Origin of the sequence: Sphingomonas sp. PAMC26645, assembly GCF_004795835.1 — a bacterium.
Taxonomy (GTDB): Bacteria; Pseudomonadota; Alphaproteobacteria; order Sphingomonadales; family Sphingomonadaceae; genus Sphingomonas.
Map to the genome: position 1 here is coordinate 4,074,668 of NZ_CP039249.1, position 16,703 is coordinate 4,091,370.

Annotated in this window: 13 protein-coding genes; 12 read left to right on the top strand and 1 reads right to left on the bottom strand. The window is 65.6% G+C overall.

Annotated features, from left to right (window positions below; translation table 11 throughout):
• Positions 1 to 507: 507 nt before the first annotated feature.
• Positions 508 to 1,236, bottom strand: coding sequence for a hypothetical protein (locus E5673_RS18575; protein WP_136191147.1), 729 nt, complete (start codon positions 1,234 to 1,236; stop codon positions 508 to 510).
• Between the two features lie 517 nt (positions 1,237 to 1,753).
• Between E5673_RS18575 and E5673_RS18580 the strand changes: the two genes are divergently transcribed.
• The 12 genes from E5673_RS18580 (at position 1,754) to E5673_RS18635 (ending at position 16,699) form a co-directional block, all read left to right on the top strand.
• A complete protein-coding gene (locus tag E5673_RS18580) occupies positions 1,754 to 2,758 on the top strand; it encodes a sterol desaturase family protein (protein WP_136191148.1) in 1,005 nt (334 codons plus the stop codon).
• Positions 2,755 to 3,435 (top strand): hypothetical protein, encoded by a 681-nt coding sequence (locus E5673_RS18585; protein ID WP_247599478.1) that lies wholly within the window; start codon positions 2,755 to 2,757, stop codon positions 3,433 to 3,435. Before E5673_RS18580 ends, E5673_RS18585 begins: the two co-directional genes overlap by 4 nt.
• Before the next feature lie 103 nt (positions 3,436 to 3,538).
• Positions 3,539 to 4,483, top strand: coding sequence for a LysR family transcriptional regulator (locus E5673_RS18590; protein WP_208622517.1), 945 nt, complete (start codon positions 3,539 to 3,541; stop codon positions 4,481 to 4,483).
• A gap of 161 nt (positions 4,484 to 4,644) precedes the next feature.
• Positions 4,645 to 5,739 carry a putative urea ABC transporter substrate-binding protein gene (locus E5673_RS18595; RefSeq protein WP_136191149.1) on the top strand — a complete coding sequence of 365 codons (1,095 nt, stop codon included), beginning with the start codon at positions 4,645 to 4,647 and terminating at the stop codon, positions 5,737 to 5,739.
• 164 nt (positions 5,740 to 5,903) lie between these two features.
• Entirely contained in the window at positions 5,904 to 6,722 is an 819-nt protein-coding gene (locus tag E5673_RS18600; protein WP_136191150.1) for an ABC transporter permease subunit, read from the top strand.
• Positions 6,719 to 7,525, top strand: a complete 807-nt coding sequence (locus E5673_RS18605) for an ABC transporter ATP-binding protein (protein ID WP_136191151.1) — start codon at positions 6,719 to 6,721, stop codon at positions 7,523 to 7,525. Before E5673_RS18600 ends, E5673_RS18605 begins: the two co-directional genes overlap by 4 nt.
• Positions 7,522 to 8,331, top strand: coding sequence for an urea amidolyase associated protein UAAP1 (locus E5673_RS18610; RefSeq protein WP_136191152.1), 810 nt, complete (start codon positions 7,522 to 7,524; stop codon positions 8,329 to 8,331). The genes E5673_RS18605 and E5673_RS18610 overlap by 4 nt, the downstream gene beginning before the upstream one ends.
• 9 nt (positions 8,332 to 8,340) lie before the next feature.
• The gene (locus E5673_RS18615; RefSeq protein ID WP_136191153.1) at positions 8,341 to 8,964 is read left to right on the top strand and encodes an urea amidolyase associated protein UAAP2; all 624 of its coding nucleotides are present in this window, start codon (positions 8,341 to 8,343) and stop codon (positions 8,962 to 8,964) included.
• Positions 8,964 to 12,575 carry an urea carboxylase gene (gene uca, locus E5673_RS18620; RefSeq protein ID WP_136191625.1) on the top strand — a complete coding sequence of 1,204 codons (3,612 nt, stop codon included), beginning with the start codon at positions 8,964 to 8,966 and terminating at the stop codon, positions 12,573 to 12,575. Before E5673_RS18615 ends, uca begins: the two co-directional genes overlap by 1 nt.
• Entirely contained in the window at positions 12,575 to 14,362 is a 1,788-nt protein-coding gene (atzF, locus tag E5673_RS18625) for an allophanate hydrolase (protein WP_136191626.1), read from the top strand. The genes uca and atzF overlap by 1 nt, the downstream gene beginning before the upstream one ends.
• The gene (locus tag E5673_RS18630; protein WP_136191154.1) at positions 14,359 to 15,783 is read left to right on the top strand and encodes an ATP-binding protein; all 1,425 of its coding nucleotides are present in this window, start codon (positions 14,359 to 14,361) and stop codon (positions 15,781 to 15,783) included. Before atzF ends, E5673_RS18630 begins: the two co-directional genes overlap by 4 nt.
• Positions 15,773 to 16,699: a DNA-binding response regulator gene (locus E5673_RS18635; RefSeq protein WP_136191155.1), complete on the top strand. Its 927-nt coding sequence runs from the start codon at positions 15,773 to 15,775 to the stop codon at positions 16,697 to 16,699. Before E5673_RS18630 ends, E5673_RS18635 begins: the two co-directional genes overlap by 11 nt.
• Positions 16,700 to 16,703: the final 4 nt, after the last annotated feature.

Below are 16,703 nucleotides of genomic sequence, written 5' to 3' on the forward strand. Positions count from 1 at the left end.
GCCGAAGTCTGCCTGCCGCCTGCTCCGCTTTGGGAGAGCTTGTTATGAGCGTCGATCGGGCCAGGGCGAATTTCACTACGCGTGTTTCCGCCCATCCCGAGCGAGTGCCGCATGCTCAAGATCGGATGCCGCAAATCGTGGCCAGGGTGCCGCGCCGGCTGCGGAGGTCGGAATGAACATCCCGCGCGACATCTTGGCAGCACGCGCCTAACGTTTCGCTCTGGCGTAGCGGCCCTACTCCGGACTTTTGTATGCCGATATCCGGTGAAGTCCGCTTTCCAGCATCTGCAGCTCGAAGCGGGCCGGCAGCCAGCGGCGTATAGCGGTGTGCGGCTCTCGACCCCATGGCGGAGGGTCACGCTTGTAGGTGCAGGCAAAGCCGGGCATGACCTTTCATGCTAATCCTAGCCGGTCTTCGACTGTAGCGACTGACCGCGTTCCGTCGAGCATACCGCCGGTCGACCCTTTGGGTTCGAAGAGACAAGCCTTCCCGGCCCCAGCGAGCATCTACCTGTGCGGCGAACGCCGGATATTGAATGTCACGTCCGCGAGGAATGCCCCTGCTGTGGGGAAGCCGCAAGCGCACATGATCGCAAGAACAGTTGCTGCCGTGGCGTAGGGAAGCGGATCGTGTCGCAGTGAATCCATCATCCGTTTGGAGTATCGCACTGCTTCATCAACCAAACCGCCATGATACTGACGGTCAAGTCTGCCGTCATCGGCGGCTTGAAGAAGTTTCCCGAGCGCCGAATGGAGGCTCTTCAGCGCTGCCAGAGCATCTTGATGGTCATGCAACGGCGGCCCGCCATTGTGCTGGCCAAGCTGCAATGACAATATAAGTTGCTCGACCGCTTCCCGTGCCACGGGGATCAGTGTGCGCACGGCTTTAACGCGCTCGGCGGGCGTCGATGCCCCAGTCCAAGTTGAGGACCGCACCGATCGCCCCGGGATAGGCGGTTCGGCGATCGAGTGATCATGCGGAGGGACGTGCCGATCAAGCCGTGCTCGCAAAATCTCCTTGATCCGCCTCATCCCATCGGCAAATCCGGTGGTGGTCAGCAGATTGTCGCGCCTCGCCCTGGTCTCGGCAGCGAGTAGCTTCAGAGACTTCGGCAGCCGCAATGCGCCAGCCTTTGAGGCGACCTCCTCGTCATTCTCCGTCACCAGCCGCTGGATGAGCTCGTTGTATTCAGCCTCGTCGCCGGAATCGGCCTCGCCGTTGCCCAACACGGTCATGACCAGTTCTTCGAGTCTGACTGCATCCTCGTATCGAGCCACCAGATACCTCCCCTACAAACCAACATCACACCCGCCACTATACCAAGTCCTATATGATGCTTGCGCCTTTCCCCATACTCGACGCGCTGGACCTGTGGCGGCTTGCGCTAGTGGCGGTTCTTGGGCCTTGCATGAGACGTTCAGAACGACCGCTATTGGGCGCCTAGCTGCCGTCGCGAGCTGATGAACAAACGTCCGCTTCCGTCGCCTCAGCGCTCGAAAGCGGACCGGCCGCTCTCCACCAAACGGCATACGTTCAGGCCTCAACCTAGCCATACGAACGACGTCTGCGTACATAGCCCTCGTGCCTTAATCGACAACCCGCTTTCCGCTATTCACTAGTGAGCGATCCGGGAGCAACCCTCGCTCCCTTTTTTGCTTGCGCCAAATGGAGCTACATACGTTCGATGACGTATGACGCCGCCCCCCGTTTTCAGGCATCTCTCTCTTAGAAGCGTGGCATCGCGGGGTAAGTATGAGCGGAGTTCGTGTCGGCAATAGAGTGATCGGAGCACAGGCGCCGGTCATCGTGGGGTGGGAAAACATTCCCAAGGTCGAGGGCGGCCCGGTAAAGCAGATCTTCTTCACCTGGTTCCAGCCGACGATGCTGTTCGCGCTGATAGCCTTCTGGTTCTACGCGCCCAATTCGATCGCCAAGGCATCTACCGCGATCGGCATCGGCATCGGCTTCAAAGTGCTGTTGCTGGGCCTCGAATGGCTGGCGCCGCGGCATGAGAGTTGGCGACTGACCTGGAAGGAACTGACTACCGATCTCTTCTATGTCGGGATCGGCTTTACCGTCGTCCGCATGATCGACAGCTATATCGGCGATGGTGCGATGATCGAGGCGATCCAGCACTCGTTCGACTGGGAAAAGTTCGCCTGGTTCACCGGCCTGCCCTTGCTGATGCAGGCGCTGATGATCTCGCTGGTGTTCGATTTCGGGCAATATTGGATGCACCGCGGGATGCACAACTGGCATCCGCTGTGGCTGGCGCACGCGCCGCATCACTACATCACCCAGCTCAACGTCAACAAGGGCGCGGTCGGCAATCCGGTCGAGCTGTTCCTGATCGGGCTCGGCATCGGCGGGTTCTTCGATTTCGTGCCGCGCGCCGCCCTGCTCGCAGGGGCTTTCGGCCTAGCGGTCGGCACCTACCAGCACATCAACGTCCGCTTCAACTCGCCGCGCTGGTGGCGCTTCCTGTTCAACACCACCGAGCATCACAGCGTACATCATTCGCAAGACTATGAGGCGAGCCGCAGCAATTATTCCAACACATGGGTGATCATCGACCGCGTGTTCGGGACGTGCGTCGACGGCGAGGCAGAACTGCTCGGGATGGAAGGCGGTCGCCCGATGTCGGTCCGCGAGACGATGACCTACACGTTCACGGAAGGGTGGAAGTCGGCCAAGGAACGGTTCGGTCGGCGGTCGATGGGCGCGATGGCGCCGGCCCCGATGGTCCCCGCAGAATGACCGCAGCCGCAACCACCGCAGACCGAGCCACGGCGCTCGACTTAACGTCCCCGCGCGCATCGCTGGGATACTCCGTCTATCGGCGCTTCATCGACGGGATCTGGCACGTCGAGGGGAGTCTCGCGCTCGTGCCGGGAGACTCTGCTGACGACGCCTTCGACCGGCTCGACCCGCTGTTCCAGCAGACCGGTACAACGCGCGACCGGACAGGCAACTCGCTGACGTTTCGCAAGCAAGGCCAGCCTGCACAGGACAAGATGGCGGTATTCGACGGCGGCGTCCTGCGGATCGAACCGGGTGCCGCCGGGCTGGTGTTGCGATACCGGCTGGCCAGTCGGGCGTTGCTGTTCTGCTTCCTCGCGCCGCTGCTGTTTCTTGCGTTCGCGCAGGCGACGATCGTCCTCGGCAAGTTCGAGCAGGCAAGGACCGAGGCCAAGGGCAAGAAACCCGAGGTCAAGAAACCGCCCGTGGTGCTGAACCCGATCGACAAGGCTCTGGGCGCTCCCGAGCCCGACCCACCCAAGAAGAAGAGCAAGAAGGACGAGGACGATAAGAAGCCGTCGCCGACGCCCGCCTATGTTTTTGCGGGCATGTTCGCAGCACTCTATGCCGTCGGGCGGGTTCTGGAAGATCGGCGGATCAAGGCGCTGTTCCGACGACGCCTGCTGGGCGCATAGCTAGCGACGATCGACCCGGTTCCCCATGCTCCCTCATGAATTCCGGGCGCACGTTGCGTATGAACGTCGCGCGGCTAAAGATGCGCTCCAAGATCCTGGAGCCATGTGTTTGGTCGATAGCCCGTTCCTGCCTGACAAGACGTTCGCCAGTCGGGTCGACTGGAACCTGCTGCGGACCTTCGTCGAGATCGTTCGTGCCGGCGGGATCGGTGCGGCCGCCCGAAAACTGAACAAGCAGCAGCCGAGCATCAGCGCCGCGCTCAAACGGCTGGAAGAACAGGTCGGCGAACAGCTGCTGAACCGCTCCTCGTCCGGGGTCGAGATGACGGCCGCCGGCACCGCCCTGCTCGGCATCTGCGAAGAGATGCTCGAGGCGGCAAGGATGGTGCCGCATCAGGTCGCGCAGGCAACCAAGCGGGTCGAAGGCATCGTCCGCATCCAGCTGATTTCCGCGGTCACCTCCACCGAGTTCGACGAAGCGATCGCCAGCTTCCACCGCCGCAATCCCAACATCCATATCGAGATTCGCGTCTCGCCCTGGCGCGCGGTGCTCGACGCGCTGGAGCATGGCGAGGCAGAGATCGGCGTCGGTTACGACAGCAACGCGCGGAGCAGCCTGGTCTACGAACCGCTGTTCGTCGAACGCCAGCAACTCTACTGCGCGCGCAGCCACCCCCTGTTCGGACACCGCGTCGAGCGGCTGGGCGAACTGAAGGACGAAGGCTTCGTCCTGACGGGAGAGGACGAACTCGACACCATCACCCGCCTGCGCCGTCGCTACCGTCTTGGCACGAAGGCGAACGGTCATGCGGAGGACATCAACGAGGCGGCCCGACTGATCAGCCTTGGCGTCGGCATCGGATTCCTGCCCGTGCTCGCCGCTGCGGACGCGGTCGCGAAGGGACGCTTATGGCCGCTGCTGTACGCCGATGCGGAGCCCGCCTACGACATCTTCCTACTCGCGCGGGCCGAGCCATCACGCGATACTGCCACACAGTTGTTTTTGGACGAAGTCACCCGAAGGCATAGGGCGCAACGCAGGGGATAGATTTCATCTATGCCTTTCATCATTATTTTGCCTCTTCATCGATGATCTCCGGCAGGCCAACGTCGCCAAAGAGGTGATGCCGGCATACGCCGTGCTTGTTCCCGGTCATACCGAAGGACAACGGCGCGCTGGCATCATCGGATGGTAAAGGGGTGTGCTTGATGGTGTCTCGACCGTGGCTGAATGGTGTCGCAGCCGTCGCTGTACTGCTCGCGCTAGGCGGTTGCGGCAGCAAGCCGTCGGGATCCGCGACTGGCGCAGGCGTCGTGAAGAAGGACTTTACGATCGGCTGGTCGATCTACACCGGGTGGATGCCCTGGGCCTACGCGCAACAGTCCGGCATCGTGGAGAAATGGGCCGAAAAATACGGCATCGAGATCCGGATGGTGCAGGTCAACGACTATGTCGAATCGGTCAACCAATACGCCGCCGGCAAGCTCGACGGCGTGGTCTGCACGACGATGGATGCACTGACCATTCCGGCGGCGGGCGGCAAGGACACCACGGTGTTGCTGATCGGCGATTATTCCGACGGCAATGACGGCGTGGTGCTCAAGAACGGCCGGACGATGGCCGACATCAAGGGGCGCTCGGTCAAGCTCGTCGAACTGTCCGTGTCGCATTTCCTGCTCGCGCGCGGGCTGGAACTGAGCGGCATGAAGCTCGCCGACGTGAAGACGGTGAACACCGGCGACGCCGACATCGTCGGGGCGTTCGCCTCGCCTACCGTGAACGCGGTCGTGACCTGGAACCCGCAGCTGTCGACGATCCGCGCGACGCCGGGCGCGACGCAGGTGTTCGACAGCTCGAAGATTCCCAACGAAATCCTCGACACGCTCAACGTCAGCACCGCGACGCTGAAGGCCAATCCGAACCTCGGCAAGGCGCTGGCCGGCATCTGGTACGAGACGATGGCGATCATGACCCGCGACGACGCCGCAGGCCGCGCCGCGCGGGCGACCATGGCCAAGGCCGCGGGCACGACCGAGGCGAGTTTCGACGAACAGCTCAAAACGACGCACCTGTACGCGAAGGCGCAGGACGCGGTCGCCTATGCGGAAAACCCGGACCTGATCACCGTGACCGACCGGGTCCGGCAGTTCAGCTTCGCACACGGCCTGTTCGGTCCGAGCGCGAAGTCCGTCGACACGATCGGCATTACTTTCGCCGGCGGCAAGACGCTCGGCGACACCAAGAACGTGAAGCTGCGGTTCGATCCGAGCTTCATGAAGCTGGCGGCGGACGGCAAGCTGTAGCCTCGCGTCGACTGAACAGAAGAGCGACGTCGGGACAGCCGTTCCGACGGATCTCGCGCCGTGCCGTCGGCATGCATGAAATCCGGGGATGAGATGAGCGTATTGCCACAACATTCCAGCAAGACGATCGACCGGCGCAACCGGACCGACGCAAGGCATCGCCGTTGACGCGGCTTGTCGATATCCGCCTCGGCCGCGGGACGCAGCTTGTGCTGGGCGCGCTGCCGATCGTGGCGCTGCTGTTCGTCTACCTGCTCGCCTCCGAGGCGCGCCACCTTGAGAACCCCGCGGATAAGGTGCTGCCGACCTTCGAGGCGATGGCGCAGGCCATTCGCGGGTTCACCACCGATCGCGATCCCTCGACCGATCGCGTCATTCTCGTCGCCGACACGCTGGCCAGCCTCTATCGCCTCGCCATCGGCCTCGCCATCGCGACCGTGAGCGCGCTGGTCCTCGGCCTGCTGCTCGGCGTCATGCCGCTAGCGCGTGCTGTGCTCGGCCCGACGGTCGCGGTGATCGCGGTCATCCCGCCGGTCGCGGTGCTGCCGATCCTGTTCATCGTGCTCGGGCTCGACGAAGCCTCGAAGATCGCGCTGATCGCGATCGGCATCGCACCGTTCATGACGCGCGACCTGACGAACTTCGTCGCGACCCTGCCAGTCGAGCAATCGGTCAAGGCGCAGACGCTGGGCGCCAATAGCTGGCAGCTCGCGATACGCGTCGCGCTGCCGCAGTTGATGCCGCGCCTGATCGAGGCGCTGCGGTTGTCAATGGGCCCAGCCTGGGTGTTCCTGATCGCGTCCGAGGCCGTCGCCTCCGATGTCGGGCTCGGCTACCGCATCTTCCTGGTCCGGCGCTATTTCGCGATGGACATCATCCTGCCCTACGTCGCCTGGATCTCTCTGCTCGCGATCGCGGCGGATGCGCTGCTGCTGTTCGTCAGCCGCCGCGGCTTTCCATGGGCGCACGGAGCGGGACGATGAGTCCGCTGCTCGAGATGCGCAACATTTGGGTCGAATATGGCGACAAGATCGTGCTCGAACGCGTCTCGCTCGAGATCGCCGAGCGCAGCTTCGTCGCGGTGGTCGGCCCGTCGGGTGCCGGCAAGAGCACCTTCCTCCGCCTGATCCTCGGCCAGGAAGCGCCGACCCGCGGCGAAGTGGTGCTCGATGGCAAGCCGATGCGCGCGGAATGCGGGCCCGATCGCGGCGTCGTGTTCCAGCGCTATTCGGTGTTCCCGCACCTCACCGCGCTGCGCAACGTGATGTTCGGGCTCGAATGTGCGCAGGCGCCCTTCGCCGCGCGCCTGTTCGGTGCGCAGCGGCGCGCGGCGCGCGACACCGCGGTCGAGATGCTCGCCGCGGTCGGTCTCGAACACAGCCTCGATGTCTATCCCGCGCAGATGTCGGGCGGCATGCAGCAGAGGCTGGCGATCGCGCAGGCGCTGATCAAGCATCCCCGCATTCTGCTGCTCGACGAGCCGTTCGGCGCGCTCGACCCCGGCATCCGGCTCGACATGCACGCGCTCATTACCCGGCTCTGGCAGGAGCGCGGGCTGACTATCGTGATGGTGACGCACGACATCGGCGAGGCGTTCAAGCTTGGTACGCGCGTGCTCGCCTTCGACAAGCGTCGCCACGATCCGCACGCGCCGCACCGCTTCGGCGCCACCACCACCTACGACCTGCCGCTCGATCGCAAGACCCTGCCGCCACAGGCGCTCGTCGACGCGATTGGTGGCGGCGATCTTCCACGGCCCGATCTTTTACGGAGACCCTTCGCATGACGACCACCACCGCCGATCCGTACGGCGCCCGCGATCACGCTCGCGCGATGACGGGGACCCGGGTGGAGGCCATGCCCACCCTCCCCGCCGTTGCCGCCGACGCCCCCGGCGAAACCGTCTGGGAAGAGACGATCGCGCCTGCAGGCTATACGTCGCGCCGGATCGCCCGCGGCACACGCCTGCGGCTGATCGACGTCGCCGGCGACGCCTGCGCCTCGATGCTGGTCTTCAACGCCGAAACGCCGACCGAACGGCTGAACGTCGCCGACACGCTCAAGGTGCAGTGGAACGGCTATCTCGGTGCGGGTCGGCTGCTGCTGTCGGACATGGGCCGGGTGATGATGACCATCCTCGAGGATGACGCCGGCACGCACGACGCGTTTTGCGGCGCATCGAACGAGGCGTCCAACGCGCGCGCTTACGGCGACGGCAAGAATTACGGCGCGCATCCGAACGCGCGCGACCGCTTCATGCTGGGTGTCGCCAGGCACGGGCTCGGTCGAAAGGACGTCCACCCCTGCATCAACTGGTTCAAGGGCGTCCGGATCGCCGAGGACGGCGCCACCCTGCCCGAGATAGGTCCCTTCCCGCCCGGCCGGACGCTCGTCCTGCGCGCGGAAATGGACCTGATCGTCGTGCTCGCCAACTGCCCGCACGTGCTCGACACCCGCGCAGATTTCACGGTGACCCCGCTGCGCGCGACGGCGTGGCGTGGCGAACCGGCCGCCGAGGACGACCCTGTACGCTCCGCGGCGCCCGAGGGGCTCCGCGCCTTTCTCAACACCGAAGATTTGTACGCGCGCTGAAGGACCGATATGACCATTGCCCCCCTCCCCGGTACCATCCGCCACGACCAAATCGTCCCCGCCCGCGCACCGTGGATGCACCGCGTCGCCGCTGGTGAAACGCTGCGCATCGTCGATCTCGAAGGCAATCAGGCGGTCGATTTCCTGATGTATGCCGCCGCCGACGATTCCGAGCGATACAGCGCGCAGGACACGATCGCGGCGCAGCGCAACCTGTTCCTGCGCGAGGGCGCGGTACTGTTGTCGAACGAAGGTCGCGCGATGATGACCATCACCGGGACCAGCGTCGCCTATCACGACACGATCGGCGGCGCCTGCTCGTGCGAGTCCAACACCTTGCGCTACGGCCACCATACCAAGGCCCAGCATAGCTGCGTCGACAATTTCCTCGACGCCAATATCCGCGCCGGCCGCGGCAAGCGCGACATGGTGTCGAACATCAACTTTTTCATGAACGTGCCGGTCGAGGCTGACGGCACGCTCGGCATCGTCGACGGCATTTCCGCGCCCGGGCTGACCGTCGACCTGCGCGCCGACATGGACGTCATCGTGGTCGTGTCCAACTGCCCCCAGGTCAACAATCCCTGCAACGGCTTCAACCCGACGCCTGTGCGCATGCAGGTTTCGGCGTGATGCTCAAAAAGGTCCTGATCGCCAATCGCGGCGCGATCGCCTGCCGCATCATCCGCACGTTGAAGGCGATGGGCGTCGGTTCGGTCGCGGTGTTCAGCGACGCCGATGCCGGGTCCGCGCACGTTGCTCAGGCCGACGAGGCGGTCCGCATCGGTCCACCGCCAGCGGCAGAGAGCTACCTCAATGTCGAAGCGATCCTCGCCGCGGCCGAGGCGACCGGCGCCGAAGCGATCCATCCCGGTTATGGCTTCCTGTCCGAGAACACCGCCTTCGCCGAGGCATGCGCCGCGCGCGGCATCGCGTTCATCGGTCCGACCCCCGACAACATCCGTGCCTTCGGCCTGAAACACACCGCGCGCGATCTCGCCGCCGCGCAGGGCGTGCCGCTCGCACCCGGCACCGACCTGCTCCAGGACGAAGCCGCCGCGGTCAAGGCGGCAGCGGGGATCGGCTACCCAGTCATCCTCAAGGCGACCGCGGGCGGTGGAGGCATCGGCATGAAGGTCTGCACCGACGAGGCCGATATCCGCGAGGGCTTCGCCACCGTAGCCCGCCTCGGCGCAGGCAATTTCGGCGACGGCGGCGTATTCCTAGAGCGCTATGTCGCGCGGGCACGGCATATCGAGGTCCAGGTTTTCGGCGACGGCGCCGGTAATGTCGTCGCCTTCGGCGAGCGCGATTGCTCGCTCCAGCGGCGCAACCAGAAGGTCGTCGAGGAAACCCCCGCCCCCCTGCTCCCCGCCGCCACGCGTCAGGCGCTGATCGACGCCGCCGTCCGCCTCACCACCGCCGCCGATTACCGGTCCGCGGGAACGGTCGAGTTCCTCTACGACGCCGAACGCGACGACTTCTTCTTCCTCGAGGTCAACACCCGGCTTCAGGTGGAGCACGGCATCACAGAACAGGTCACCGGTGTCGATCTGGTCGAATGGATGGTGCGTGGCGCCGCCGGCGACTTTGCCTTCCTTGACGGTTTCGAGGCGAAGCCCGTCGGCGCGTCGATTCAGGTCCGCCTCTATGCCGAGGATCCCGCGCAGGATTACCGACCCAGCTCGGGCCGGCTGGTCGGTGTCTCGTTCCCCGAAGGTCCGCGCGTCGACAGCTGGATCGCCGCCGGCACCGAGGTTTCGAGCTGGTACGATCCGATGCTCGCCAAGCTGATCGTCACCGCACCCACCCGCGACGCCGCGGTGCAGGCAATGCAGGACGCGCTCGACGCCACGTCAATCGCCGGGATCGAGACCAATCTCGACTGGCTGCGTACCGTCGTGCGCTCGCCGGTGTTCACTAGCGGAGAGGTCTCGACCCGCGCGCTTGCTGACATCGCCTACACACCACGGTCGATCCGCGTGCTGGCGGGCGGCGCGTCCACCACGGTCCAGGATTACCCCGGCCGGCTAGGCCTGTGGGATGTGGGCGTACCGCCCTCTGGGCCGATGGACGCACTCGCGTTTCGCCTTGGCAACCGGCTGCTCGGCAACGCGGAAGACACGGCAGGGCTCGAGATCACCGCCGCCGGGCCGACGCTGCTCTTCAACGTCGCCACCCGGATCTGCCTGACCGGCGCCGATTTCGGTGCAGTCGTCGATGGCACGCCAGTGTCCTCCTACGAGCCGATCGACATTGCGGCCGGCCAGATCCTCAAGATCGGGCGCGTCGCGGGTGGCGGCATGCGCGGCTATATCGCGATCGCCGGTGGACTCGACGTGCCGCTGTTCCTCGGCAGCCGCAGCGCCTTCACGCTAGGCGAGTTCGGCGGCCATGCCGGGCGCGCGGTGATGACCGGCGACACTCTGCATCTTGCCCGAACCGAACTGCCCAGCGCACCCGCCGCAACGCTAGCGTTTGCCGACCGACCGGTGATCACCCGCGAATGGACGCTTGCCGTCCTCTACGGCCCGCACGGCGCCCCCGATTTTTTCACCCCCGACGACATCGCGATGCTGCGCAGCACGGCTTGGAAGGTGCACTACAATTCCAACCGCACCGGCGTCCGCCTGCTCGGGCCCAAGCCGCACTGGGCACGCAAGGACGGCGGCGAGGCCGGGCTTCACCCGTCGAACATCCACGACAATGCCTATGCGATCGGCGCTGTCGACTTCACCGGCGACATGCCGATCATCCTCGGTCCCGACGGTCCCTCGCTCGGTGGCTTCGTCTGTCCGTTCGTCGTGGCTCAGGCGGATCTGTGGAAGGTCGGGCAGCTCGCCCCGGGCGACAGTGTCCGCTTCGCACCGATCGACAATGCGACAGCGGTCGCGGCCGAGCAGGCGCAGGACCAACTCGTCGCTACGCTATCGGCTCCGACGGCTGAACCAGCGGAGTCCGACAACGCGCTCGGCTCGCCGATCCTGCGCGCGATCGAGGCACAAGGCGTACGCCCCGCCGTCACCTATCGTCAGCAGGGCGATCGCAACCTGCTGGTCGAATACGGCCCGATCATGCTCGATCTCGAACTACGGCTCCGCGTTCACGCGTTGATGCTCGAAGTCGAAAAGGCCGCGCTTCTCGGCATCATTGACGTGACCCCGGGCATCCGTTCGCTGCAGATCCACTACGACAGCCGGCAGCTTTCGCAGGCGTCGCTGCTCGATGCGCTCGCCGCGGCCGAGGAGCGGCTCGGTGGCCTCGACGATTTCGAAATCCCGTCGCGCGTGATCTACCTGCCGCTGTCGTGGAAAGACCCGGCGATCTACCAGACGATCGACAAATACATGGAATCGGTGCGCGACGATGCGCCGTGGTGCCCGGACAACATCGAGTTCATCCGCCGCGTGAACGGGCTCGACAGCATCGACGACGTGCAGCGGATCGTGTTCGATGCCGAGTATCTCGTGATGGGCCTCGGCGACGTCTATCTCGGCGCACCGGTGGCCACGCCGATCGACCCGCGCCACCGCCTCGTCACCACCAAATACAACCCCGCGCGCACCTGGACGCCGCCCAACGTGGTCGGCATCGGCGGCGCCTACATGTGCATCTACGGCATGGAAGGTCCCGGCGGATACCAACTGTTCGGCCGCACCATCCAGGTGTGGAACGCCTGGCGCCAGACCGACGCGTTTCGTGACGGCAAGCCGTGGCTGCTGCGCTTCTTCGACCGCATCCGCTTCTTCCCGGTCAGCCACGAGGAACTCACCGAGTGGCGCCGCGACTTCCCGCTCGGCCGGCGCGCCATTCGGATCGAGGAGGAGGTGTTCCGCCTCTCCGAATATCGCGCCTTCCTTGCCGACAACGCCTCGTCAATCGCCGCATTCCAGATGCAGCGTCAGGCGGCCTTCGCCGAGGAACGTGCCGACTGGGAACGCAACGGCGAGTTCGACCGCGTCGCTGCGCTGACCGAGGAAGCGGACGCTGGCGCAGCGACTGCCGAGATCGACGTACCCGAAGGCTGCGAACTGGTGGAGGCACCGTTCGGCGGCAGCCTGTGGAAGCTACTGGTCGCCGTAGGGGCGGAAGTGACGGAAGGCGACACGATCGGCATCATCGAGGCGATGAAGATGGAATCCCCCGTGATCAGCCCCGTCACGGGTACGATACGCCGCATCTACGTCCAGGAGCGACAACCGCTATCGCCCGGCGGGGCGATGCTCGCGGTGGAAGTCGCGTGATGGACGTCGCCTTCCAGGTCGGTGATATCGCCGCCGCGGTTACGTCTGGGCGTACCGATGCGGTCAGCGTCGCCCGAGCCGCGCTGGCACGTATCGACGCCTATGCGGCGATCCAGCCCGCGGTGTGGATCACGCGCATCGTCGATGACGATGTCCTGGAGTACGCACGCCGCGTCGACGCACGGATCGCCGCGGGGGAAGTACTGCCGCTTGCCGGGGTGCCGTTCGCGATCAAGGACAATATCGACTTGGCGGGCGTACCGACCACCGCCGCCTGCCCCGACTTCGCCTACACGCCGACGGTCTCGGCCGAGGTGGTCGAACGCCTGATCGCGGCCGGCGCGATTCCGATGGGCAAGACCAACCTCGACCAGTTCGCGACCGGCCTTAACGGCACCCGCAGCCCCTACGGCGCACCCGCATGCGTATTCAACCGCGCCTATGTCAGTGGCGGATCGAGTTCCGGCTCGGCAGTGGCGGTCGCGGCCGGACTGGTAGCGTTCGCGCTCGGCACCGACACCGCCGGATCGGGTCGCGTCCCCGCCGCGTTCAACGGCCTGATCGGCATGAAGCCTACCAAAGGCCGCTGGAGCACCACCGGGCTGGTGCCGGCGTGTCGCACGCTCGACTGCATCACCGTGCTGGCTCACACCATCACCGACGCGCGCGCGGTCGACGAGGTAGTCACCGGCTTCGACCGCACCGACACCTATTCCCGCCCACGCGAGGACCGTCCCGTCGCCACGCGCCGTATCGGCGTACCAGCGCCCGACCAGCGTATCTTCCTCGGCGACTCCACCGCCGCCCGCCTGTACGAACAGGCACTGGCGACACTCGCCGCGGAGGGCGCCGAACTGGTCGAGGTGGACATGGCGCCCCTGCGCGAGGCGGCGATGCTGCTCTACGGCGGCCCCTGGGTGGCGGAACGCACCGCCGCAGCCCTGCCTCTGTTGGATACACGCCCCGAAGCGATCGACCCGACCGTGCGCACGATCATGGAATCCGGACGTTCCGTCAGCGGCGTAGACGTCTTCGAGGGTCAGTATCGGCTCGCCGCGCTTCAGCGGATCGCGGACGCGATGTGGCAGGATATCGACCTGCTCGCGCTGCCGACCACGCCGACGATCTACCGGATCGCCGAGATGCGTGCGGCACCGATCGCGCTTAACAGCAACCTCGGTCTCTACACCAATTTCGTCAACCTGCTCGACATGGCCGCGCTCGCCATTCCCGCTGGCTGGCGCGACAACGGCACCGGCTTCGGCATCACGCTGATCGCATCCGCCTGGACCGACCAGGGCCTGCTCGACGCCGGCGAGGCCTATCTCGCCGCCGCCGCGCTTCCCCCACCCCCGCCCCTGAACATCGAGGATAGTATGGAAACCGTGAAACTCGCCGTCGTCGGCGCGCATCTCGAAGGCATGCCGCTCCACTGGCAGCTGACATCCCGCGAGGCGCGGCTGATCAGTGCCACCACCACCGCGCCAACCTATCGACTGTACGCGATGGCCAATTCCACACCGCCCAAGCCTGCGCTGATCCACGTCGGCGAAGAGGACGGCGCCGCGATCGCGGTGGAAGTTTACGAGCTCGACGTTGCCGCATTCGGCAGCTTCGTCGTGGAGGTCCTGGCGCCTCTTGCGATCGGCTCGGTGACGCTCGCCGACGGATCGACCGTCAAGGGCTTCGTCGCCGAGCCGCGCGCGATCGTCGGCGCGGAGGACATCACCGCGCTCGGCGGCTGGCGCGCCTATATCGCCACGCTGCCGCGTCCAGGCGGGTCATGACCGCGGCGAACGCATCCCATGCGGCGACTCTGGCCGAGCTTGAGCGCGCCAAGCTCTCGGCCGAGGCCGCCAACGAGGCGAAGACCCGCTACCTCGTCGCGGTCAGCCATGAGATCCGTTCGCCCCTCAACGTCATCTACGGCTATGCGCAGCTGCTGGAACGCGACGACACGCTGTCGGGCGCAGAAGTCGGGACGATCATCCGTCGCTCCGCCGAGCATGTCACCAACCTCGTCGAAGGGCTGCTCGAAATCTCGCGGATCGAGAGCGGCGTCCTGACGATCCGCTCGGACCTGATCGACATCCGCGGGCTGTTCGACCACATCGTCGACATGTTTCGGATGCAAGCGGCCGCCAAGGGCCTGGCGCTGACGCTCGACGTCGACGATCGGCTGCCAGCGCAAGTGAAGGCGGACGAGAAGCGCCTGCGCCAGATTCTCATCAACCTCGTCTCCAACGCGATCAAGTACACGCAATCGGGTAGCGTCGCCGTCACGGTCCGCTATCGCAGCCAAGTCGCCGATATCGAGGTTCGCGATACCGGCATCGGGATTGCCGTGACCGATCTCGACCGGGTGTTCGAACCGTTCGAGCGCGGCAACTCGGCGGAAGCGCAAAGTCAGCCGGGCATCGGGCTGGGGCTCGCCATCACACGCGTGCTGGCCAGCGTGCTCGGCGGCGACATCGCGGTGGAAAGCACGCCGGGCGTCGGAAGCAGTTTCCGCTTCCGCATCATGCTGCCCGCCCCGATGGTCGCATCGCGCGCGCCCGTGCAGGGGGCGAGGATCACCGGCTATGCGGGACCGCCGAGGACCGTCTTGGTGATAGACGACGATCCCGCGCAGCGTGCCATCCTCCAGTCGCTGCTCGCCGCGCTGGGTTTCGCGGTGCATACCGCAGCGAATGGAACGGACGGGCTTCTGCTTGCCGAGCGCACGCCTGCCGATATCGTCTTGCTCGACATCCAGATGCCCGGGATGAGCGGGTGGGATGTCGCTGCTCGGCTGCGCGCCACGCACGGCACAGCGCTGCGGATCGTGATGGTGTCCGCCGACGTCCATGAACTCAATATCGGTGGGGAGGACCGCAGCAACCACGATGCGTTCGTGACGAAGCCGGTCGAACTCGACGCGCTGATCTCGCTTATCGGCACGCAGCTCGATCTGCGCTGGGACGAAGCTGCGGCACCCGACATACCCGAGACCCCTGCAGCATTGGCCCCCCTGCCCGCAGCGGCCCTGCCCTTCCTCGATCGCCTGCGCGACCTCGCGAGGATCGGTCACCTCCGCGGGTTGGAAAACGCGCTCGATATGTTCGAGCAGACGATACCGACCGCCGCCCCCTTTGTTGCCGTGCTCAGGCGCCAGCTGATCGACCTCGATCTCGCCTCGTTCCAGAAGACGCTCGACGATGCGCGTTGAACCCGCAGAGGCGGCACGGCCGGTCATCCTCGTCGTCGACGACACGCCCGAGGCGTTGCGGTTCCTGACCACGACGATCGAGAGCGCCGGGATGACCGTCCTGATCGCGATCGACGGTCTCGCCGCGCTCGCGCTGTTGAAGAATATCACACCCGACCTGATCCTGATGGACGCGGTGATGCCCAATCTCGATGGGTTCGAGACGACGCTGCGCATCAAGGCCATTCCGGCGTTTCAGCATCTGCCGATCATTTTCATGACCGGGTTGACCGAGACGGAGCATGTCGTCCGCGGGCTCAACGCTGGCGGCATCGACTTCGTCAGCAAGCCGATCGTGATCGAGGAGCTGCTGGCGCGCATCCGGGTGCACTTGGCAACGGCGCGCGTCGCGCATGGCAGCCAGCTGGCACTCGACATGAGCGGCCGGCCGGCGCTGGCAGTCGATGGCGCGGGCGAGCCGCAATGGCTCACCCCGGCAGCGAGCGCGATGCTAGAACGACTGTTTCCCGGCTGGTCCTGCGCATCCGGTGGGCTGCCCATGCCTTTCCTGGCGGCGCTGCGCGTGTTGCAGGCTAGCCCTCCGATGCCGGGAGCGCGCGTCACCGTGGCAGCCGGCGATCGCACGCTGGAAGCCGGCCTGCTGCGCAACACCGCCGCGGACCAGTGGGTGTTCCGCCTGACCGAACGCCACGAAGGGGAGGAGCAGGCCATGCTCGCCGCCCAGCACGGGCTCACCTCGCGCGAGGCCGAAGTCCTGCTCTGGATCAGCCGCGGCAAGCAGAACCGCGAGGTCAGCGAAATCTTGGAGATCAGTCCGCGCACCGTGAACAAGCATCTCGAGCAGATCTTCGAGAAGATGGGCGTAGAAAACCGTGCGTCGGCGACCGCGATCGCCGTCACCACGCTGACGCGCTAAGTCG